Below are 22,310 nucleotides of genomic sequence, written 5' to 3'. Positions count from 1 at the left end.
GGGCCAGGCGCCGGCGCGCCAGGCGGCGTTGGGCGGCGGCCTGCCGCAGGCCACGCCGTGCACCACCATCAACAAGATGTGCGGCTCCGGCATGAAGGCGCTGATGCTGGCGCATGACCAGCTCTTGGCCGGGAATGGCGGCGTGGTGGTGGCCGGCGGCATGGAGAGCATGAGCAACGCGCCCTACCTGATGCCGAAGGCACGCGGCGGCCTGCGCCTGGGGCACGGCGAGATCAAGGATCACATGTTCCTCGACGGCCTGGAAGACGCCTACCAGAAGGGCACGCTGATGGGTGTGTTCGCCGAGCAGTGCGCCGAGAAATACGGTTTCAGCCGCCAGGATCAGGATGAATTCGCCATCGCCTCGCTGACCCGCGCGCAGCAGGCGATCAAGGGCGGCTTGTTCAAGGATGAAATCGCAGCGGTGACGGTGCCGGGCCGAGGCGGCGACACGGTGGTGGATACCGACGAGCAGCCGCTGAAGGCGAATCTGGACAAGATCCCGACACTGAAGCCGGCGTTCAAGAAGGACGGCACCGTCACCCCGGCCAACTCCAGCTCCATCTCCGACGGCGGCGCCGCGCTGGTGCTGATGACGGCGTCCGAGGCGGCCAAGCGCGGCCTCACGCCCATCGCCCGCATCGTCGGCCACAGCAGCTACGCCCACGAGCCGGGCTGGTTCACCACCGCCCCGGTGCACGCCATTGAAAAGCTGTTGGTCAAGACCGGCTGGAAGGCAGGCGAAGTGGATCTGTACGAAATCAACGAAGCCTTCGCCGTGGTGACGATGGCGGCGATGCACGATCTGAAGCTGCCGCACGACAAGGTGAACGTGCATGGCGGCGCCTGCGCGCTGGGCCACCCGATCGGCGCGTCCGGCGCCCGCATCGTGATCTCGCTGTTGTCGGCGCTGAAGCAGCGCGGCGGCAAGCGCGGCGTGGCCAGCCTGTGCATTGGCGGCGGCGAGGCCACTGCGCTGGCGGTCGAGCTGATCTAAGCGCTTGTCGCGCCAGCCGACGAGCCGCAGGACATTCCTGCGGCTCGTTTGTTTTGTAACTTGCCTTGTCGTCGGCGATGGCGGATTTTGATAGAGTCGCATCATGCTGGCGTGCCGCCGCCGGCTGCTTTATCATCGCCCGCCTTTAGCACCGTAACGAAAGCCGACATGACCGACACCCTTGAAGCATTGCCGCCCGAGATCCAGCTGGACGATTACCTGGCCGAGCATAACGCCACCATCGTCACCACCGAGGGCAGCCATGCGGTATCGGTGCATGGCGAACTGGATCTGGACGGCCATCGCGTCCCGTATCACTTGGTGCCGGACGAAGGCTTTCTCGGCAAGAGCGGCAAATGGCGCAAGCTGGACGGGGCGGCGAAGCTGGCGCTGGTCAAGGAGCGCTGGAACGACGCCGCGCGGCTGAAGCTGGAAGGCCAGCTCGCCGCCTGCGCGCGCGAAGTGTTCGCGGTGGACGGCATCGACCCGCTGCGCGCGCTCAGCGCCTTCATGGCCAAGTACGAGCGCGCCAAGGTGCGCTGCAATATCGCGCTGGACCGGGTGGCCGCCGCCCGCAGCCGGCAGAGCGCCGACAAGGCCGCCGCCAAGACCCGCGACGCGGTCAACCTGTCGCGCTATCCGGAATCGTTCGCCACCGCCTACGCGATGCAGCGCCACTTCATCGCGGTGCTGGGGCCGACCAATTCCGGCAAGACCCACGCGGCGATGGAGCATCTGCAGAAAGCCAAGAGCGGCGTTTATCTCGCGCCCTTGCGTCTCTTGGCGCTGGAGAACTACACCCGTCTGCAGCAGGCTGGCGTCGCCGTCAGCCTGATCACCGGCGAGCAGCGCAAGCTGCACCCCGAGGCCACGCACGTCGCCAGCACGGTGGAGATGTTGAACCCAGAGCGGCAGGTGGAAGTGGCGGTGATCGACGAGATCCAGCTGCTGGATGATCCGGACCGCGGCGCGGCCTGGACCGCCGCCGTGTGCGGCGTGCCGGCGCAGACCATCTATCTGGTCGGCGCGCCGGAGTCGCGCGAGGCGATCGAATCGCTGGTGGCGCGCGTCGGCGGCACGCTGGAAGTGCGGACGTTGGAGCGCAAGACCGCGCTGCAGATGGACAAGGCGCCGCTGCTGTCGCTGAAAAACCTGCAGCCGGGCGATGTGCTGATCGCCTTTTCCCGGCGCGAGGTGCTGAACTGGCGCGACAAGGTGATCGAGCAGGGGCTGACCGTGTCGGCGATTTACGGCAACCTGTCGCCCGAGGTGAGGCAGGCGCAGGCCGAGCGCTTCGTCGCCGGCGAGACCCAGGTGGTGGTGGCCACCGACGCCATCGGCATGGGCCTGAATACCCCGGCTCGGCGCATCATCTTCACAACCGCCAGCAAGTGGGACGGCTACGCGGAAGGCATCGTCGCCGCGCCGCTGGCCAAGCAGATCGCCGGCCGCGCCGGCCGCTTCGGCAAGCATGAAACCGGCTATGTCGCCGGTTTCGACGGGCTCACCCATAAGACCATAGGCGCGCTGCTGCGCCAGAAGGCGGAACCGCTGCCGAACAACGGCTTCTTCGTCGCGCCCAGCCTGAAATATCTGGAAGCCATTTCCCAGGCGACCGGGGAGGCCAAGCTCAAGCCCCTGCTGGGCCTGTTTGCCAAACACATCAATGTGCACGATGAATTCTTCCTGCCGGCCAATCTGTCCGACCAGATGGAGAAGGCGGAATGGCTGGATAGCCTGCCGCTGAGCCTGGCCGATCGCTTCACTTTCAGCTTGTGCCCGGTGTCGACCAAGATTCCGATGCTGGACAATGCGCTGCACGACTGGGCCGAACAGCGCGCGCGAAGCAAGACCGCGCCTCTGCTGCGGATGATGGGAACGGGCGGCCGCAACGAACTGCAATATCTGGAAGACAGCTGCAAACTGTACGCCGCCTATGCCTGGCTGGGCTACCGCATGCCGGACACCTTCCCGGACGGCGAAATGGCGCAGCTGCTGATGCAGAGCACATCCGAGCGCATCGATGCGCTGCTGCAGGCTCAGAACGCGCAGAAGAGAAAGAGCCGGGGAGGGCGCGAACCGATGAGGCGCAAGTCCGGGGCGGGGCGCCAACGCTGAATCGACGGGGGCGAGTCTTGACGAATGTCCGGCAAGGCTTTGCTCGGAGCCAGGCCGAGGCGGGCGGCGCAAGCGAATCACAATGGGACGGCTTGCCGGCGGTCGCGCGCGCCAGCTCGGCCAGAATTTGGAGTGCGCACAAAGGCCGCGCGATGATCGCGCTGCGTGTCAGCGAACCGCCGCTCATTCTAGATGGCGCTCGGCGCGCCTGCGGAGCAATGGTCGGCTGAGCAATCACAAGAAGATTTAGCGGATCCGTTAGGAGCAAGGCCGGAAAGGGCATAGATGCGTTACCAGCCCGCTCCTGCGTGGGCGCCGCTGGAAAGTCAAAGCCCCGCTGTCGCGGGGCTTTGCTGTTTGCGTTTCCGGCGGCGGGCAGTCAGGCCGTTGTGGAGATATTGGTGCTGGATACGCTGGGTTGCAGCAAGGATTGGTTGGTCTGGTATTGCGATACCGCCAACTGGCCGCTGCCGTTGCGCCGTTGAGCCTGCTCTACCGGGCGGGTGGCTTGGGCCGCGGGTTCGGTCGCCGTTTGGGCGGGCGTCGATGCCGGGGGCGTTGCTTGCTGTTTCGCGGCGGATGCCTGGGCCGTGTTTCGCGTTGCGGCCGGAGCCTGGGTTGTCACGTTGTTATTGGCGGCGGCGTTGTTGCCGGCGCCTGCGGCCGCGGCGGAAGGCGGATTGCCGTTTACTGCAGGAGCAGCCGCGGCCGCGGCCGCAGGTTGCGGCGCGGTGGCCAGCGTGGCCTTGCTCGCAGGCGCGGTGGCGGTTTGCGCGGTCGTTTGCTGAACGGAAGCCTGTTGAGCGACCTGCTGTGCTCGGCTATTGGTCAGCTGCTGCTGCAGTTGTTGCTCAACCCGGGCGGAGTCTGGATTCTGCCGGACCGCGGTCTGGGTTTGAGGTTCGCTGGTGGCTTTCTGAACGGCGGCCTGGCCGTTTTCCAGCGATGCCTGCACTTGCCGGGTGTTTTGCCCGGCATAGAGCGTTTGCGGGGCGGGGTAGCCTACGCTCGCGATATTTGCCATGGCTAGGGTCCCAATGTTCCTATATCGCTGATATTAGAACATTTTTCTTATTTTGATAAGGTTTTTTCCTGTCTAGTCGAACAGTACCAATTGCAACATGCGCTGGGCCAGGGCATCCACGTCCAGCTCGCCATCCCGCCTATACCATTGAACGGTCCAGTGCAGGCTGCCGAGCAGCGTGCGGCGCAGCAGCCGGGTGTCTTGCTTGACCAGACCGGCGTCGGCCGCTTCGTCCAGCACCTGCTGCCATAGCGCTTCGTAGCGGTCGCGCAACACCACCAGGCCGGGCTTGGCCGATTCCGAGACGCTGCGCCATTCGTACAGCATGACCTCCAGCGCCGCCTGGTTGTCGCCCAGCAGCGAATGGAGGTGGACGCGGAACAGCGCGGCCAGCTTGTCGCGGGTGTCGGTTGCGGCGGCGAGGGCGGCGGCCAGTTGTTCGGTGGTGCTGGCGATGCCCAGCGCCATCACCGCCACCAGGATCTCCTCCTTGGTGCGGAAATGGTAGAACAGGCTGCCGGACTGCATGCCGACGGCGCTGCCCAGATCGCGCACTGTCGTGCGTTCGTAGCCCTGGTCGCGGAACAGGATGGCGGCGGCGCGGATCAGCTCCATGCGCCGGCTGTTTTCCTCGGGAGGGCGGGTGGATTCCACGGCGCTCATGTCAGTCCTGTGCGAGGGGGGCGAGGGAAGGGAGCAGTCTCTGCGCAGCCTGCCACACCAGTTCCGGCTGCATTTTCTCCAGGCAGTCGGTATGGCCGTACGGGCAACTGCGCTCGAAACAAGGGCTACAGTCCAGATTCAGCGACACGATCTCCGCCCGCTGCGACAGCGGCGGGGTGAAGTCGGGGCTGGAGGAGCCGTACAACGCCACCAGTGGCTTGTCCAGCGCGGCGGCCACATGCATCAGGCCGGAGTCGTTGCACACGGCCAGCTTGGCCAGCCCCATCAGATCTATCGCTTCGTCCAGGCCAGTGGCGCCGCACAGGTTGACGGCGGCGTCGCCGGCCAGCCGAGCGATGTCGTCGCCGATCTGTTTGTCCTTGGCGGAGCCGAACAGCCACACCGCGTAGCCTGCGGCCTGGAAGCGCTTGGCCAATTCGGCGAAGTGGCGTGCGGGCCAACGCTTGGCAGGGCCATATTCCGCGCCGGGACAGAAGGCGGCGATGGGGCGCGAAACATCCAGGCCCAGCTTGGCCGCGGCCTGGCGTTGGACGGATGGGGTGGCGATCAGCTGCGGATTGGGAATGGGGCGCGGCAGCGGCTGATTGCGGTCTTCGGCCAGCGCGCAGAAGCGCTCCACCATCATCGGCAGTTCTTGCTCGTCCAGTTCGCGGGCGTCGTTGAGCAGGCCGTAGCGCGACTCGCCGAGAAAGCCGGTGCGCAGCGGGATGCCGGCGAACAGCGGAATCAACGCCGATTTCAGCGAATTGGGCAGCACGATCACCTGATCGAAGCGCTCGCGCGCCAAGTGGCGGGCCACCTTCCAGCGTTCGACCAGCCGCAGCGCGCCGTGGCCGAAGGGGTTGAGGTGGGACTGGGCCACTTCCGGCATCCGCGCCAGCAGCGGCAGGGTCCAGGCAGGCGCGAACACATGCAGCTCCAGCCCGGGGTGGCGCTGATGCAGGCGGCGGTACAGCGGCTGGGCCATCACGCTGTCACCGACCCAGGAGGGGCCGATGACCAGGATTTTCTTCTTCATGCGGTATTTCCGGTTCCAAACCCAAGCCGGCTGCTCGGTTCAGCGCGGCTTGGGTTTGGCGGCGGCAAGCAAAAAAGGTGTGGCCCTGGCCACACCCTTTGCCATCGAGGCCAGCTGCGGGCTCAGTGATGGTGGCCGACGGGGCCGACCAGCTTGTACTTGGTGCCGCAGTACGGACAGAGGGCTTCGCCGGTCTTGTGCACCGGCAGGTAGACGCGCGGATGCGAGTTCCACGCCTTCATGTCCGGCATCGGGCAGTGCAGCGGCAGGTCGTGCTGGGTGACTTCGATATAGCGTTCGGTATTTTCTTTCTGTTCTGCCATGGTCATTCCTTGTTGCGGCAAGCGGGTATCCGAAATGCATGTGCCAGCAGGCCGGCTGTGACCGGTCGCTGCTGGCGCGCAGTGCGGATATTACCCGTTTTATTTCACGTATGTGAGCCAGTGTTCGTGTTCGGCGTCCAGGCCCTTGACGATGTTGAAGTAGCGCTTCTGGATTTCGGCGGTGATCGGGCCGCGGCTGCCGGCGCCGATGGGGCGGCGGTCTAGTTCGCGGATCGGGGTCACTTCGGCGGCGGTGCCGGTGAAGAAGGCTTCGTCGGCGCTGTAGACTTCGTCGCGGGTGATGCGCTTCTCGATCAGCTCCAGGCCCATTTCCTTGGCGATCTGCACCACGGTGTCGCGGGTGATGCCTTCCAGCGCGCTGGTCAGGTCCGGAGTATAAAGCTTGCCCTTGCGTACGATGAAGATGTTTTCGCCGGAGCCTTCGGCGACGAAGCCGTCAACGTCCAGTAGCAGCGCCTCGTCGTAGCCGTCGGCGGTGGCTTCGTTGTTGGCCAGGATGGAGTTCATGTAGTTGCCGTTGGCCTTGGCTTTGCACATGGTGATGTTGACGTGGTGGCGAGTGAAGGAGCTGGTCTTCACGCGGATGCCTTTTTCCAGGCCTTCCTCGCCCAGGTAGGCGCCCCACGGCCAGGCGGCGACGATCACCTGCACGTCGTTCTTCATCGGCGCCACGCCCAGCTTGCCGGAGCCGTAGAAGGCCATAGGACGGAAATAGCAGGACTTCAGATCATTGGCCTTGACCACGTCCAGATGGGCCTGGCTGATTTGTTCCGGGCTGAACGGCAGGGCCATGCCCAGGATCTTGGCGGAGCGGAACAGGCGTTCGGTATGGTCCTGCAGACGGAAGATCGCCGGGCCTTTCGGGGTTTCATAGGCGCGCACGCCTTCGAACACGCCCATGCCGTAGTGCAGGGTGTGGGTCAGCACGTGGGTGGTGGCGTCGCGCCAGTCCACCAGTTTGCCGTCATACCAGATATATCCGTCGCGATCAGCCATCGACATCTCAGTCTTCTCCTGTGTTGTGCTTGGTGTGGCGGCGGGTCGCCCCAAGGCGCCCGCGCTGTGTTGATGGACCAGTGTATACCGCGGCCCGCGGACTTGTGAACCCGGGATCAGGAAAAATCGAGCGCTTGCTCGAAAACCTGTCTCCAGAGCTCCCGGCCCCGCGCATAAGCCACCCGCAGCGGTTCGTCGACATCCACTGTTTTCTTGTCGTTGAGGCGCGCGGCGTGCTGCAGCCGGCGATACAGCCGGTAGGCGGCGCGCGCGTCTTCCGCTAGTTGCGGGTCTATCAGTCCGGCGTCGGCGGCCACCGCCAGCAGCGCGATGTTGCCGGTGTTGCCGGTGAGGGCGGGCAAGCTCTTGGCGTGGGCCAGGATCAGATACTGGACGATGAACTCGATATCGATGATGCCGCCGCGGGCATTTTTCACGTCGCCGTCGTGGGCCGGGTGTGAGTCCAGCATGCGCTGGCGCATCGCCAGCACCTCGCCGCGCAGCTTGGCCAGGTCGCGTTCCAGGGTGAGGATGGCGTGGCGCTCGGCTTCGAACTGCGCGCCGATGCCGGCGTCGCCGGCGACGAAGCGGGCGCGGGTCAGCGCCTGGTGCTCCCACGCCCAGGCTTGGTTTTCCTGGTATTGGCGGAAGGCGGAGATCGAGCTGACCAGCAGGCCGCTGGCGCCGTTGGGCCGTAGTCTGAGATCAATGTCGTACAGCACGCCGGCGGCGGTGGCGCTGGTCAGCCAGGTGGACAGCTTGCGCGCCAGCCGCGAGTACAGTTCGGGGGCGTCGGGGTGCTCGTCGTCGTACAGGAAGATGATGTCGAGATCGGACGCGTAGCCCAGCTCCTTGCCGCCCAGCTTGCCGTAGCCTATCACCGCGAAGCGCGGCGTTTCGCAGTGGCGAGAGGGGATGTCGCGCCAGGCGTGGCGCAGGGCGGCGTCGAGGACCAGGTCGGCCAGCCGCGACAATTCGTCCGACAGCGCCTCCAGCGTCCACATGCCGGCCAGATCCTGGGCCACCAACCGGAAGGTCTGCGCATGCTGGAAGTGGCGCAGCGCGTCCATCTTGGCTTCGACATCGCCGTCGGCATGGGCCAGTTGCGCCTCCAGTTGCGCGGAGAGCTGCGGCCACTCCGGCGCGGCGTAGAGCACGCGCGCGTCCAGCAGTTCGTCCAGCAGGATGGGGTGGCGGCTGAGGTAGGCGGACACCCAGGCGCTGGACGAGTACAGCGAAGCCAGCCGCTGCAGCGTCTGCGGGTATTCGGTCAGCAGCGCCAAATAGGAGGCGCGGCGGCTGATCGCCTCCATCAGGCCGATGATGCGCGACAGCGTGTCGTCGGCGTTGGGAAAACGCGCGGCCACCTCGATCAACGCCGGCATCAGAGCGTCCAGCTTCTTGCGGCCGGCCAGCGGCATCTGCAGGTAACGCTGGCTCTGGGCCAGTCCCGTGAGCTGGCGGGCGGCGGATGCGGGATCGGCGTAGCCGAGGCCGGCCAGCCGGGCTTCGGGATTCTGCTCGGCCACGTCCAGCCACAGTTCGGACAGCGGATGGTCGGCGCTGTCTTCGCTCGGCAGGATGAAGACCTGCTCGAAGTGGCGGCTGACCTTGCGCCTGATCTCGTCCAGCGCGGCCATAAAGGCGGGCCAGTCGGCGTGGCCCATGCTGGCGGCGATCTTTTGGCGCGTTTCCGGCGCCTCCGGCAGGGTCTGGGTCTGCTGGTCGTCCAGGTATTGCAGCCGGTGCTCCAGATTGCGCAGGAAGGCGTAGGCTTCCTGCAGCTCTGCCACCGCGGCCGGCTCCAGCAGCCGCAGCGCCGCCAGCCTGTCCAGCGTGACGCGGGTGCCGCGCAGCTGCAGCGTGCGGTCGCGGCCGCCGCGTATCAGCTGGAACACCTGGGCGATGAACTCGGCTTCGCGGATGCCGCCGGGCCCCAGCTTGATGTTGTCCGCCATGTCGCGCCGCGCCACTTCGCGGCGGATCTGCGCGTGCAGCTCGCGCATCGCGCCGTAAGCGTTGTAGTCCAGGTATTTGCGGTAGACGAAGGGGCGGACCAGCTGCGCCAATCCTTCGGCGTCGCCGGTGATGGCCTTGGCCTTGATCCAGGCGTAGCGCTCCCATTCGCGGCCCTGGGAGAGCAGGTAGTTTTCCAGCGCGGCGAAACTCATCACCAGCGGACCGGAGTCGCCATAGGGGCGCAGCCGCATGTCGACGCGGAATACTTGGCCGTCGGCGGTGGCGTCGTTGAGCAGCGCGATCAGCCGCTTGCCCACCTGGGTGAAGTACTCGTGGTTGCTGATCTTGCGGGCGCCGTCGGTTTCGCCGCCTTCCGGGTAGATGAAGATCAGGTCGATGTCGGAGCTGGCGTTGAGCTCGCCGCCGCCCAATTTGCCCATGCCGACCACGATCAACTGCTGCGGCTCGCCGCTGTCCTCGCCGATGGGCTGGCCGTATTGCGGCAGCGACGCAGCGGCGCAGGCCAACGCTTGGCGGACAGCGAATTCGGCCAGCAGGCTGACGGTGGACACCACTTCGTCTAGCGAGGCCAGGCCTTCCAGGTCGCGGCAGATCAGTCGCGCCATCACCGCTTGCCGCAGGCGGCGCAGGGCTGGCGCCAGCGCTTCGGGCGCATCCAGCGCTGGCCAGTCGGCGAATGCCTGCATATCCTCAATGGCAAAGGGATGATGAAGGCATTGCTCCAGTCGGCTCCGCTCCTCAGGCCGCGCGGCAAGAAGGCGGTGCAAATATTGGGAAAACTCGCAACTGCGGGCAATGGCAGCGCTCGTGTTTGCTGGCATAATAGCTCCGGACGGCTTGGCGCGGCTCACCGCGCCGGGGGCGGCTGCGGCCGGTTTCGCGCCGTGTTTTTCCTAACGCCATTGTAACGGTTTGCCATTGTTGAAAAAGCCCTCGTCGCCGTTGTCCCATATCCACGTCCTGCGCGTCGTCAAACGCAGCCTGCTGGTGCTGGCCGTGTCGCTGTTCACGGCCTGCGCGCTGGTGTCCGCCGCGTTCGCGGCTTTCACGTACTGGCTGTTGCCCAATCTGGACCAATACCGGCCCCGGCTGGAGCAGACCCTGTCCGGCGCGCTTGGGCACCATGTCAGCATCGGCCGCTTGAGCGGCCATTGGCAGGACGTGGCTCCCCAATTCGAATTGTCCGGCGTGTCCATCGCCAATCCGGTGTCCGGCCAGGCGCTGACGCTGAGCCGCGTGACGGTGCAGCCGTCCTGGACCTCGCTGTGGACCTGGGAGCCGAGGCTGGCGATGCGGGTGGACGGCCCATCGGTGGAGTTGCGGCGAGGCGCCGACGGCGTCATCTATCTAAATGGCTTTGATCTCACCAGCGGCCCGTCCAGCGACAACGCGCTGGGCAACTGGCTGCTGCGCCAGCCATCGCTGGAAATCCTGAACGCCCGGCTGAGCTGGCAGGATGAAAGGCTGGGCCTGCCGCGGCTGGACCTGCAACGCGGCCAGCTGACGCTGGACCGCCATTTGCTGGGGCATCGGCTGCAATTGTCCGGCGTGCCGGCGGCCACGCTGGGCAAGGGCTTCCAACTGAGCGCCAGCTGGCGCGGCGACGATATCAATGGCTGGGATCGATGGTCGGGTTCGATCAAAGTGGCGCTCAACGGCGCCCGCGCCGATGTCTGGTCGCGCTATATGCGGGAGCTGGGCGTGCTGCACCGGGGCGAAGGCGACGGCACGCTGGAGATGTCGTTCTCCGATGGCAGCGTCAGCAGCTTGCTGGCCGACGTCAGCGTGCGCAATGCCGCCTACACGCCGCCCAGCGCGCGCGAGTTGGTGTTGCCGCAATTGCAGGGCAAGCTGCAGCTGGACCGACAGTCCGGCGGCAGCTACAAGATCGTCGCCAGCGACCTGACCCTGGCCAGCGCCACCGGGCTCGCTTTCGACAAGTCCTCGATCAAGGGGCGGTGGCAGCCTGGCGCGAAAGGCGGCGGCGAATTGACGCTGGACAATGTCGACGTCGGCCATCTGACGCCCCTCATCCACGCCTTGGGCGTGGACGCCAATCCGCTGTTCGCGCGCTTCTCGCCGCGCGGAGCGCTGCATGATGTGACGCTGGCCTGGCAAGGCGCGGCGGAAGCGCCTTCCAGTTTCAAGGTGAAGACCCGTTTCGAGGCGTTGGGCTGGCAACCGTTCGCCGATCTGCCGGGCGTGTCCGGCGTGTCCGGGCGCATCGAGTTCAGCGAAGCCGGCGGCCGGCTGGCGCTGAATACCGGCAAGGCCGAAGTCAATTATCCGGCGGTATTCGCCCAGGTTCTGCCTTTCGACCGCCTGTCCGCCGATGTGGAGTGGAAGCAGAAGCAAGGCCGGCTGGACATCGATTTCCACAAGGTGGCCTTCGCCAACGCGGATCTGAGCGGCGAACTGAGCGGCAGCTACCGCCACGCGGGCGAAGGCTCGGGCAGCGTGGACCTGAGCGCCGGCATCGAACAGGTCAAGGCGGCCCGGATCGCGGCCTATCTGCCGCATCACGTCGGAGAGCATACGACCCGCTGGCTGCATCAAGGCCTGCAGGATGGCGTGGCGCGCAATCTGAAGATGAAGCTGTCTGGCGATCTGGACAAGTTTCCCTTCGCCGGCGGCAAGGGCGGAGAATTCCTGGTCGAAGCGGATATCGAGAAGGCCAGACTGCTGTACCAGCAAGGCTGGCCGGCGATAGACGATATCGACGCCAAGCTGCGCTTCCACAACGAGGGCATGCAGGTGCTGGCGCAGCGGGCGACCACGGTGGGCGTGCCGCTGCGCGAGGTGACGGCGGAGATAGACCAGCTGGGCGCGGATGTGCCGTGGCTGAAGATAGACGGCAAGGTTGAGGATAGGCTGGACCGCATGCTGGCCTTCACCACCAAGAGTCCGGTGGACAGTTGGCTGGGCGGCTTTACCGGCCGCATCCGCGCCAGCGGTCCGGCGGCGCTGAGACTGAAACTGGATGTGCCTCTGGCCGGCAGCGACTCCACTCGCGTGCGCGGCGATCTGGATTTCCAGCGCAATTCGCTGAAGCTGGGCGGCTTGCCGCTGCCGGAGCTTGACGCGGCGCAGGGGCGGCTGACTTTCACCGAGCGCGGCGTGGACAGCAAGGGATTGCAGCTGAAGGCTTTCGGCGGCCCGTTCCGGTTGGCGGCCCATACCGGCGCCGACAAGCGCATGCGTTTCGAGATTGCCGGCGACGCCGACAATCGAGCGGTGCTGCAGCAGTATCTGCCGTCTCTCGCGCCGCTGGCCGGCGGCCGCTCCCACTTCGACGGGCAGTTCGTGGTCCGCGATGGGTTGGAGAGCCTGCAATTGACATCCAGCCTGCAGGGATTGTCGCTGGACGCGCCCAAACCGTTCGGCAAGACGGCGGCGGCGGCGCTGCCATTGCAGCTGCAACTGAAGCCTGCGCCGGCGCGCTTCGCCGGCGCCATGCGGCTGGAATTCCAGCTGGCTGATTTGCTGGCCGGGCGCTTGCGCCTGGGCGGGGATGGGGAGCTGCAGGCCGGCGCGTTGGGCATAGGGCGCCAGCCCGGAGAGTTTCCCGCCAGCGGATTGGCGCTGAGGCTGCAGCAGCCGCGCATCGATCTGGACGACTGGCTGCCGTGGGCCGCCAAGCTGGACGCGGGCGGCAAGGGCGGCGCGCAGTCCGGCGCGCCGTTGACGGTGGATGTGGACACGCCGGTGCTGTCCGCCGCCGGTTTCACCTTGCATCAGGTCAGCGCCCGGGTGTCCCATCGCGGACAGGGCGGGCAATGGAGCGCGCAATTGCGCTCGCGCGAAGCGGTGGGCGAGGTGGATTACCTGGCCGACGGCGGCGGGCAGCTGCATGCCGACCTGAGCCGGCTGGCGTTGAATTGGCCGCTGCGCGCCGAAAGCGGGGCCGCGCCGTCGTCGCTGAAGCAGCAGTTGCCGGCGATGAAGGTGCACATCGGGGAGCTGCTGCTGCAGAACCGCAGCATCGGCCAGTTGGACATGACGGCGCGCCGCGACGGCAGCGTGTGGAGGATGGACCCGTTGAAGCTGGTTTCTCCCGAGGGCACGCTGACCGGTAGCATGCAGGTGGACGAGCAGGGCGCGGGGCGGGTCGACAGCCGTTTTGCTCTGGATGTGAGCAATGCCGGCAAGCTGCTGGCCCGCTTTGGCCAGGGCGATGTGTTCCGCAATGGCCAGGGCCGGCTGGCGGGGCAACTGAGCTGGCCGGGCGGCTTGAGCGATCTGGACGCTGCCCACCTGTCCGGACAGATGGAGCTGGACTTCAAGAACGGCCGCTTCGCCAAGGTGGACCCGGGCGCGGCGCGGCTCTTGGGCGCGCTGAGCCTGCAATCGCTGCCGCGGCGGATACGGCTGGATTTCACCGATGTCTTCAGCGACGGCTTCGCCTTTGATACTCTGCAAGGGAAGGCCAGCGTGCGCGACGGCGTGTTCCGCTCGGACAAGGTAGAGATGAAGAGTCCGTCGGCCGAGGTCAATATCGCCGGCAGCGTGGATCTGGCCAACGAAACGCAGGCGCTGAAAGTGAAGGTGGTGCCGCACGTGGCCGAGAGCGTGGCGCTGGCGGCCGGCGCTGCCCTGCTGAACCCGGTGGTGGGCATCGCCACCCTGGCCGCGCAGAAGGTTTTGCAGGACCCGGTGGGCAAGATACTGTCGCTTGAATACGAGGTGAGCGGTTCGTTGAAGGATCCGCAGGTGAAGCGGGTGAACGTCGGCGATCCGGTCCAGATCAAGGGGAAGAAACCATGAAGCAGAAGTTCGTCGCCGCCGCCGTGCAGATGGTGTCCGGCTGCGGCCTGGAAGCCAATCTGGCGCGCGCCGACCAATTGCTGGCCGAAGCCGCCGCCCGCGGCGCCAGCCTGGCGGTGCTGCCTGAGTATTTTTGCCTGATGGGCGCCAAGGAAACCGACAAGGTGGCTGTGCGCGAAGCGTTCGGCAACGGTCCCATCCAGCAGGCGCTGTCGGAAATGGCGCGCCGCCACGGTTTGTGGCTGCTGGGCGGCACCGTGCCGCTGCTTTGCGAGGAAGAGGGCAAGGTGCTCAACAGCAGCCTGCTCTACAATCCGCAGGGAGAGGCGGCGGCGCGCTACGACAAGATCCACCTGTTCGGCTTCACCGGCCAGGGCGAGAGCTACTGCGAGTCCAACACCATACGTCCGGGCGCGACGCCGATCAAGGCGGAGACGCCGCTGGCGGACATCGCCTTCGGCATCTGTTACGACCTGCGCTTCCCGGAGCTGTTCAGGATGCTGGCGCCGTTCGACCTGCTGATCCTGCCGGCGGCGTTCACCGCCACCACCGGCGAAGCGCACTGGGAGCCGCTGCTGCGGGCCCGCGCGATAGAAAACCAGTGTTACCTGATCGCCTCCGCCCAGGGCGGAACGCATGAAAACGGCCGGCGGACGCACGGCCACTCGATGATCATCGACCCGTGGGGGCGCATCCTCGCCGAGCTGCCGGACGGCGAGGGCGTAGTCACCGCCGAGATCGATCCCGAATTGATACACTCGGTGCGGGGCCGCCTGCCGGCTCTGGCGCACCGGGCCATACGCTGAAAGAACGATATGCAAGACGCCTTCACCGCCGCAGACGAACTGCTGCTCAAACCCTATGGCCTGGACGAGGCCGCGCTGGAGCGCACGCTGGCGCACATGCGCCACCATGCCATCGACTACGCCGATCTTTACTTTCAGTACACCCGCAACGAGGGCTGGCACCTGGAGGAGGGCATCGTCAAGTCCGGCAGCTTCAGCATCGACCAGGGCGTCGGCGTGCGCGCCGTCGCCGGGGACAAGACCGCCTTCGCCTATTCCGACGCGATCAACCAGGACGCGCTCACCCGCGCGGCCGAGGCGGTGCGCGCGATCGGCAACGCCGGCGGCGACGGCAGCGCCGGCGCGGTGGAAAAGCGCAAGCCGAAGTCGCTGTATCCGTCCATCGACCCCTGTCACAGCCTGGAGGCAGCCGCCAAGGTGGCGCTGCTGGAAAAAGTGGAAAAGCTGGCCAAGGCGATCGACCCGCGCGTGATCCAGGTGATGGCCGGCCTGGCGATGGAGTACGACGTGGTCTACGTCGCGCGCCATGACGGCGTGAGGGCCGCCGACGTGCGGCCGCTGGTGCGGATGTCGGTGTCGGTGATCGCCGAACAGAACGGCCGCCGCGAGCAGGGCTCGGCCGGCGGCGGCGGACGCTTCGATCTGGCCTATTTCGACGACGCCGTGGTGGAGCGCTACGTGCGCGAGGCGGTCAAGCAGGCGCTGGTGAACCTGGATTCCCGCCCGGCGCCGGCCGGCCAGATGACCGTGGTGCTGGGGCCGGGCTGGCCGGGCGTGCTGCTGCACGAGGCGATCGGCCACGGGTTGGAGGGCGATTTCAATCGCAAGGGCACTTCGGCGTTCTCCGGCAAGATGGGCGAACGCGTGGCCGCGCCGGGCGTGACGGTGGTGGACGACGGCGTGATGGGCGGCCGCCGCGGCGCGCTGGCCATCGACGACGAGGGCAACGCCACTCAGCGCACCGTGCTGATCGAGGATGGCATTCTCAAGGGCTATATGCAGGATGCGATGAACTCGCGGCTGATGCAGGTGGCGCCCACCGGCAACGGCCGCCGCGAGTCGTACGCCAGCATCCCGATGCCGCGGATGACCAACACCTATATGCTGGCCGGAGAGCGCGATCCGCAGGAAATCATCGCTTCGGTCAAGGATGGCCTGTACGCGGTGAATTTCGGCGGCGGACAGGTGGACATTACCAGCGGCAAGTTCGTGTTCTCGGCGTCGGAGGCTTGGCGCATCGAGAGCGGCAAGCTGACCTACCCGGTCAAGGGCGCCACGCTGATCGGCAGCGGCCCCGAGGTATTGAACTACGTGTCGATGATAGGCAACGATCTGGCGCTGGACCAGGGGGTGGGCGTGTGCGGCAAGGAAGGCCAGAGCGTGCCGGTGGGCGTCGGCCAACCCACGCTGCGCATAGACGGCGGCCTGACCGTGGGCGGCACCGGCGGCTGATCATGCTTGCCAAGGCCGGGCATGCGCCCGGCCTTTTTCATGCCATTAGGGCTGTATGCCTTGCGCTTCCAGCGCGAGCGCCAGCCTTTCCAGTCCAATGCCGAAACCGGCACCTTCCCGATAGGCGCCGCCGCCTGCTAGCTGTTTCTGCGCGCCCAGCTCCGGCGCGCGCATCTCGAAGCCTTCCCCGCCCAGATAGTAGCTGAGCCCGCGCCTGGCCATGCCGCCCAGCTCGTAGCGCAGACCCAGGCTGTCCAGAAAGCCGCGGCACAGCGCCAGGCTGCGCTCACGCGCAGCGGCGGGATCAGGCCCCAGATACTCATAGCCCAGTTGGGTGAATTCCCGATAGCGGCCGGCTTGCGGCCGCTCGTAGCGATAGCAGCGCGCGGCATAGAAAAATCCGGCCTCGCGCCTGCCGTTCAAAAACATCTGGTTTCTTTCCTGAAACAGCGCGGTGGCTTCCGGTATCAGGCAGCAAGCGCGGCCTTTGCGGTCCGGAAAAGCCCACATCTGCCCGAGTATTTCGCTGCCGCCGGCCTTGGCGACGAAAGTGTCCTGCCCCCATAAGGCGGGCAGGATGGTTTCTTCCGCGCCAGCGTCAATGAAGCCAGCTCCGGAAACGGCTCTCCAGTTGGCGAAGAGCGGTGGCCTCGCGGCCGCTGACGATGCGGGTGCCTCGGATCATGGTCATGATGCTTTCCTTTCAAAATTCGCGCGGAGCGCGCGGCAAATAAAAAAGCGCCTTGCGGCGCCGGTCTGTGCGGGGCTGATTGGGTGGAGCGGATCAGCTTCCGTTTCCCTCCAGGCCTGCGCGCACCGGCACCGCGCTCTTGGTAAGAACGTGGTGGTGGCGATGGCATTGGAAGGTTTTCATGTCTGCAGCATGGCGATTGTCCAGCCCGGATGTCAAGCCATTCGCCGCTTCCATTCTTAGAACCAGGCTCGCGGGCGGAGGCGCGGCGCGGCTGATCTTGATCAATGGGTGTAATGCTTTTGTCATTTTATTCTGTTGCGGCGGTTCGCAGAGGCGGGCAGCGTCTTAAACCAAAACAAGATTGGATTACGCGATGAGCAAGATGCATAACAGGATTCTGGCGGCTGGCGCGTGCGCGCTGGCCTTGGGCGTGTGTTCCTCCGCCGGCGCGGCGACCATTACGCCGCCGGGGGCGGGAGGGGCGGCGATCCCGTTTTCCGCGGTGGGACCGGCGGTGGTCAGCAAGTCGGGCGTAGATGTCGACTGCACCGCTGTGTTCAGCGGCACGGTGGACGGCGCCGGCAACATCCTGATCACCAGCGCCGCGTTCAAGGGCATTCCGGTGTGCAGGATGATCAAGGCCAGCGCCACGGCGGCCGCGCCATGGGTGGGCAAGGTGACCTCGTTCAACCAACTGACGATCGACCAGGTGATGGTCAACGTCAACACCCCCATCCTGGGCGGACAGTGCGGTCCGAGCCTGGTCGGCGGGCAGATAGGCGATAGCGGCAGCGAGACCGCGATTTCGCTGTCGGCCGCGCCCTTGGCTGGCGGCTGCGCAATTTCGGCCACGCTGACCACCACGCCCTATATGCACGTGACGCCTTGATCATGGGCTGGCATGGGAAGCCATAGGCACAGGGCTTTCCGATGGATCAGGCGCGGACCTGGCTGGGTTGGCCGATCTCGGGCTGCGGCATCGCGTCGTCGGCACGCCATCTGCGCCGCGAGGCCCGCAGCGCGTAGGCGCGGCGATAGGCGGCGGGAGTCAGCCCGGTCTGGCGGCGGAACAGGCGGCGAAAAGCGCAGGGGTCGTCGTAGCCGCATTGCTCGACGATGCCGGGCAGATCCAGCATGGTGACTTCCAGCAGCAGCTTGGCGCGCTCCACCCGCAGTTGTTGCAGGTAGTCCAGCGGCGTCATGTCGGCCACTTCGCGGAAATGGCGCAACAAGGTGCGGCTGCTGACCGCGGCGGCGGCGGCCACCCTGCCCAGGCTATAGGGCTCGGCCACGTGTTGTTCCAGCCAGCGCCGCGCCTTGAACACCACGCTGTCCCGGGTGGGCGTGCTCAACGCGGACAGCGTCTGCGCCGATTGCTCGAACCGTGCCGGCAGGTACAACAGTCCGTTGGTACAGCGCTGCGCCAGTTCGTCTCCGGCAAAATGGCGGACCAGTTCCAGCACCAGCTCGGTAGCCGCGGCCGGCGCGCCGCTGCAGAACACGCCGCCGTCCTGAGTGACCGGCCGGTCCATCAGCAGCTTCACCCTTGGGTGGCTGCTGGAGAACCAGCCGGCGATCAGCCAGGTGATGGTGGCGTTGCGGCCGTCCAGGATGCCGGCGCGGGCCAGCAGCGCGGCGCCGTTGTAATTGGTGGCGATGACATCGCCAGCGGCATGGCGCAGGGCGATCAGCCGCAGCGCCTTGTCGGCCCGATCCAGCTGCTGCTTCAGTTGCGGCACGCTGTCCATGTCCAGCCCGGGCACCAGCAGCGCGCAGCGCGCGGCGGCCGGACGGGCGGGAGAGGCGGGCAGCCACGCGGGCAGAGGCTGCTCCGCGCCATCGCTGTCGAGCAGCCGCCAGCTGAACGGCGGCATTTTCCGCCTGGGGTGGTGAAGATGCCACAGTTTATTGGCCGCATGCAGCACGTCTATGGCGGAAAACAGCGTCCCGCTGAGGCAATTCGGCAGGCAAAGCAGGTCTATGCAGGCGTTCATGTCGGTCAGCCTTGGCGATATCCGCTTTAACCTTGGCGAAACCGGCTCGTAAAATCAAGTTCAAATGCATGTCATGCTTTTCATTTCTATGCGATTTGCTTTTCTGGCGCCTTGATATTCGTCAAGGCGGCTCTTTTCAAGGGCTGGCGATATCCGCCTGTTTATTAGCCGTTCTAGCTCCTTATCCCTTGGCGCGTCCTTCATAGACTGAGGTCAAAGCGGCGCCCCGCCTGGATTGTCCTCGCTCGACGCCGTTTTTCCCACCTCAAGGAAACGGAGTCGACACATGTCCAATCTGCCAGGGGTCATCCCCGCGATCAAACAGCGCGAAGAGCAGTTCATCGCCGTCCGGCACAGCATCCACGCGCATCCGGAACTGGGTTTCGAAGAGGTGGCCACCAGCAAGCTGGTGGCGGAGTCGCTGCGCGCCTGGGGTTACGAGGTGACTGCCGGCATCGGCGGCACCGGCGTTGTCGGCCAGCTGCGCTGCGGCGCGGGCGCGCGCCGGCTGGGCATACGTGCCGACATGGATGCGTTGCCGATACACGAGGACACCGGCCTGCCGTACGCCAGCAAGCTGCCCGGCAAGATGCATGCCTGCGGCCACGACGGCCATACCGCCATCCTGCTGGCGGCGGCGCGCCATCTGGCCGATACTCGCGAGTTCGACGGCACGCTGAACCTCATTTTCCAGCCGGCGGAGGAGGGGCAGGGCGGCGCGGCGCGGATGATGGCTGAAGGCTTGTTCGAACGCTTCCCCTGCGACGCGGTGTTCGCATTGCACAATGGCCCCACGCTGCCGGTGGGCAGCTTCATCGTCCAGCCCGGCGTTCTGGCGGCATCCGCCGACATCGTCAGCATCAAGCTGACCGGCAAGGGCGGCCATGGCGGCATGCCCCACACCTGCGTCGATCCCATCGTGGCGATGGCCTCCATCATTTTGTCGCTGCAAACCATCGTCTCCCGCAACTTGCCGCCGGATCAGCCGGCGGTGGTGTCCATCGGCTCGGTACAGGCCGGCAGCGCCAGCAATGTGATTCCCGATTGCGCCCGGCTGGAGCTGACGGTGCGCACTTACAACCCGGCCATCCAGCAGCAGATAGAAAGCCGGCTGCGGGAACTGGTCAGCCTGCAGGCGCAAAGCTTCGGCGTGACGGCCGAGATCGAGTGGACACCGGTGACCCGGGTGCTGGTCAACACGCCGGAGGAAACGCGCATCGCGCGCGAAGTGGCGGAGGCGATGGTCGGGCCGCAGGCCATCGTGCCGCTGCCGGCCGGCGCGATGGGGGGAGACGACTTCTCCTGGATGCTGGAGAAAGTGCCCGGCTGCTATGTGGTGCTGGGCAATGGAGTGGGTAGCAAGGGCGGCTGCATGATCCACAACCCCGGCTATGACTTCAACGACGAGATTCTCAGCCTTGGCGCCAGTTACTGGGCGCGGCTTGCTGAAACGTATCTGCGTTAGCGGGACTACGCGGCGCCGGGGGGCGACGCCGCGGAGACAATAAGCGCGAGGAGACAATAAGATGAAGCGGATGCACGGATGCGAGTCGCTGTTGTTGATGCTGCTGGCCGGGGCTGGCCATGCTGGCGAGATCACGGTCAGCACGCTGCCTTCAGGCTTGGGAGAGGGATACCGTTTCGATCTGGACGGCTGGACGCTGGAAACCAAGGGCGCGATGGCGATAGGAAGCGTCTACCGGACGGAGAATCCCAACGATGTTTTCACCAACCACGCCAACGCGATGGACACTCTGAACGATGGCGATCTCAACTACCGGCGCGGCGATCTGATATCCGAATCCTGGCAGGGGTACGCCCAAGGCGATCTGCGCAAGGGCGATGGCGGAGCGTTCGTCAGCGCCAAGGCCTGGTATGACTACGGCCTGATCCACCACGGGGTGCCGCATGGGCACTCGCCCAACGGCTATGCGCCCGGCGCGGCGCTGAACGACGACAAGTTCACCCAGCTGGGCCGCTTCAGCGGCGTGGCGCTGGATGACGCCTACGTGTATGGCGATTACCGCTTGGGCGATGCTTCCCTGTTGTTGAGGCTGGGACAGCAGGTGATCCCGTGGATCACGCCCACGACCATTCTGGGCGGCATCCAGCAGGTGAATGCGATGGATTTCAACGCACTGGGCCGCTCCGGTACCATTCCGGAAATGGTCAACATCCCCGCGCCGGCGTTTTACGCCAAGCTGAAGGCCACGTCCAAACTGACCGTGGATGGCTATTACCAGTTCAAGTTCGAGCCCAACGCTTATCCCGCTTGCGGCACTTTCTACTCCGGCAGCGATTACGCCCAGCCGGGCTGCAATGCACTGACCTTGAACGGCACGCTGCTTAGCAAGCTGCTCCGGCGCAATGTCGTCACCAGCGACCAGCAGTCGCTGGCCAACCCGCTGGACTATATCCAGCGGGCGCCGGACGACAAGCCGTATGGCGGCCAGTTCGGTTTCAGCCTCAGCTACCTGTTCGACAATATCGGCTTGCTGGGGCTGTTCTACTCCAACCAGGCCAGCATGATGAGCTTCAACCAGATGATACGCACCGGCCCCGGCGTCTTTCTGCCGGCGGCGGCGAATCAGGGGCGGGCGGTTCCCACCGGAATCGCCGGCCAGTTCCTGCGCGCCTATCCGGACAACATCCACATGTACGGCGTCAATTTCCGCACCCGCTTGCCGGATGGCACCGGGGTGTACAGCGAGCTCACTTATCGTCCCAACCAGCCGGTGGCGTGGAACGGTTCCGATTTCCTGTATGGCGTGCTGGCCGGAAGCGGGCCGCTGGGCTATCTGGCGGCCACCCCAGCCGGCTACCTGGCGCGTGGTTACGATACCTTCGGCAGCAGCCAGCTCACGCTGGGCGCGTCCAAAGCGCTGGGACGGTTGCTGGGCGGAGACGCCAAATTGTCGGCCGAAGCCGGCATCAAGCATCTGTCCGGTTTGCCGGACGCCTATGTAATGCGTTATGGCCGCGTGGGTTTTGGCCAGGCGCCCAGCGCGGCCACGCCTTCCTGTAACGGCACGGCGCCAAGCTGTGCGCTGGATGGTTTCGTTACCGCCAACGCCTGGGGATGGCGCGCCAAGCTGGAGGAGCGCTATTACGGCGCGCTGCCCGGCCTGGATCTGATGCCGTCGCTGGCGCTGGCCTATGACGTCAAAGGCTATTCGCACGATGGCCAGTTCATGGAAGGCAGGCGCAGCGCGCTATGGCGGGTGCAGGCGGAATACCGGAAGCGCTATCAGTTCGAGTTGTTGTATCTGAAGACGGCGGGCGGCGATTACAACACGCTGCAGGACCGCAGCCTGGCGATGATCAGCGCGGGCATCAAATTCTAATCGTCGCTGAGGGGCGGCGATGAAAACAGCTTCAGAATGTTTGGGGGCCGTATGCGCATTCCGCTTCTGGAGCTGTTTCCAGTTTTTGCCTCGCC

16 protein-coding genes are annotated in these 22,310 nt (G+C 65.8%); 8 read left to right on the top strand and 8 right to left on the bottom strand.

Translation table 11 applies throughout. From position 1 onward, the window contains the following. The coding region (locus LQR33_RS20890) for an acetyl-CoA C-acyltransferase (protein ID WP_231470288.1) at positions 1-997 on the top strand (997 nt) is incomplete at its 5' end. Between the two features lie 168 nt (positions 998-1,165). Continuing rightward, positions 1,166-3,115, top strand: coding sequence for a helicase-related protein (locus tag LQR33_RS20885; protein ID WP_021475361.1), 1,950 nt, complete (start codon positions 1,166-1,168; stop codon positions 3,113-3,115). A gap of 379 nt (positions 3,116-3,494) precedes the next feature. On the opposite strand, the gene LQR33_RS20880 is transcribed toward LQR33_RS20885, so the two are convergent. From LQR33_RS20880 to glnE, 6 genes are all read right to left on the bottom strand, one after another. Further along, entirely contained in the window at positions 3,495-4,139 is a 645-nt protein-coding gene (locus LQR33_RS20880) for a hypothetical protein (RefSeq protein ID WP_166440756.1), read from the bottom strand. A gap of 72 nt (positions 4,140-4,211) precedes the next feature. Further along, positions 4,212-4,802, bottom strand: coding sequence for a TetR/AcrR family transcriptional regulator (locus LQR33_RS20875; RefSeq protein ID WP_104947042.1), 591 nt, complete (start codon positions 4,800-4,802; stop codon positions 4,212-4,214). A 1-nt stretch (position 4,803) separates the two neighbouring features. After that, positions 4,804-5,841 (bottom strand): lipopolysaccharide heptosyltransferase II, encoded by a 1,038-nt coding sequence (waaF, locus tag LQR33_RS20870; RefSeq protein WP_221668767.1) that lies wholly within the window; start codon positions 5,839-5,841, stop codon positions 4,804-4,806. A 122-nt stretch (positions 5,842-5,963) separates the two neighbouring features. Continuing rightward, positions 5,964-6,164: a zinc-finger domain-containing protein gene (locus LQR33_RS20865; RefSeq protein WP_021475366.1), complete on the bottom strand. Its 201-nt coding sequence runs from the start codon at positions 6,162-6,164 to the stop codon at positions 5,964-5,966. 99 nt (positions 6,165-6,263) lie between these two features. Next, positions 6,264-7,187 (bottom strand): branched-chain amino acid transaminase, encoded by a 924-nt coding sequence (locus LQR33_RS20860; RefSeq protein ID WP_046155762.1) that lies wholly within the window; start codon positions 7,185-7,187, stop codon positions 6,264-6,266. Positions 7,188-7,297: 110 nt separating this feature from the next. Next, positions 7,298-9,982: a bifunctional [glutamate--ammonia ligase]-adenylyl-L-tyrosine phosphorylase/[glutamate--ammonia-ligase] adenylyltransferase gene (gene glnE, locus LQR33_RS20855; RefSeq protein ID WP_221666324.1), complete on the bottom strand. Its 2,685-nt coding sequence runs from the start codon at positions 9,980-9,982 to the stop codon at positions 7,298-7,300. 100 nt (positions 9,983-10,082) lie between these two features. Here glnE and LQR33_RS20850 point away from each other — a divergent pair, with 100 nt between their 5' ends. The 3 genes from LQR33_RS20850 to tldD are packed head-to-tail and all read left to right on the top strand — an operon-like array spanning position 10,083 to position 16,183. Further along, positions 10,083-13,925: a YhdP family protein gene (locus LQR33_RS20850; RefSeq protein WP_231470286.1), complete on the top strand. Its 3,843-nt coding sequence runs from the start codon at positions 10,083-10,085 to the stop codon at positions 13,923-13,925. Next, positions 13,922-14,731 carry a carbon-nitrogen hydrolase family protein gene (locus LQR33_RS20845; RefSeq protein WP_231470285.1) on the top strand — a complete coding sequence of 270 codons (810 nt, stop codon included), beginning with the start codon at positions 13,922-13,924 and terminating at the stop codon, positions 14,729-14,731. The genes LQR33_RS20850 and LQR33_RS20845 overlap by 4 nt, the downstream gene beginning before the upstream one ends. Positions 14,732-14,740: 9 nt before the next feature. After that, entirely contained in the window at positions 14,741-16,183 is a 1,443-nt protein-coding gene (tldD, locus tag LQR33_RS20840; protein ID WP_166440749.1) for a metalloprotease TldD, read from the top strand. A gap of 45 nt (positions 16,184-16,228) precedes the next feature. On the opposite strand, the gene LQR33_RS20835 is transcribed toward tldD, so the two are convergent. Next, positions 16,229-16,759, bottom strand: coding sequence for an ATP phosphoribosyltransferase regulatory subunit (locus tag LQR33_RS20835; protein ID WP_231470290.1), 531 nt, complete (start codon positions 16,757-16,759; stop codon positions 16,229-16,231). A gap of 491 nt (positions 16,760-17,250) precedes the next feature. Between LQR33_RS20835 and LQR33_RS20830 the strand changes: the two genes are divergently transcribed. Next, the gene (locus LQR33_RS20830; protein WP_104947049.1) at positions 17,251-17,766 is read left to right on the top strand and encodes a hypothetical protein; all 516 of its coding nucleotides are present in this window, start codon (positions 17,251-17,253) and stop codon (positions 17,764-17,766) included. 46 nt (positions 17,767-17,812) lie between these two features. Here the strand turns inward: LQR33_RS20830 and LQR33_RS20825 are convergent, their stop codons facing one another. Next, positions 17,813-18,871 (bottom strand): GlxA family transcriptional regulator, encoded by a 1,059-nt coding sequence (locus LQR33_RS20825; protein ID WP_231470284.1) that lies wholly within the window; start codon positions 18,869-18,871, stop codon positions 17,813-17,815. Between the two features lie 286 nt (positions 18,872-19,157). On the opposite strand from LQR33_RS20825, the gene LQR33_RS20820 reads away from it, so the two are divergent. Both LQR33_RS20820 and LQR33_RS20815 read left to right on the top strand, forming a co-directional pair. After that, complete coding sequence (locus tag LQR33_RS20820) at positions 19,158-20,336, top strand: M20 aminoacylase family protein (protein WP_231470283.1); 1,179 nt, start codon at positions 19,158-19,160, stop codon at positions 20,334-20,336. Positions 20,337-20,397: 61 nt separating this feature from the next. Next, complete coding sequence (locus LQR33_RS20815) at positions 20,398-22,215, top strand: DUF1302 domain-containing protein (protein WP_231470282.1); 1,818 nt, start codon at positions 20,398-20,400, stop codon at positions 22,213-22,215. Positions 22,216-22,310 lie beyond the last annotated feature (95 nt).

Source organism: Chromobacterium piscinae, from assembly GCF_021129175.1.
Taxonomy (GTDB): Bacteria; Pseudomonadota; Gammaproteobacteria; order Burkholderiales; family Chromobacteriaceae; genus Chromobacterium; species Chromobacterium piscinae.
Note: the sequence above shows the minus strand (reverse complement) of the source record. Positions and strands in the feature narration are given on the sequence as shown.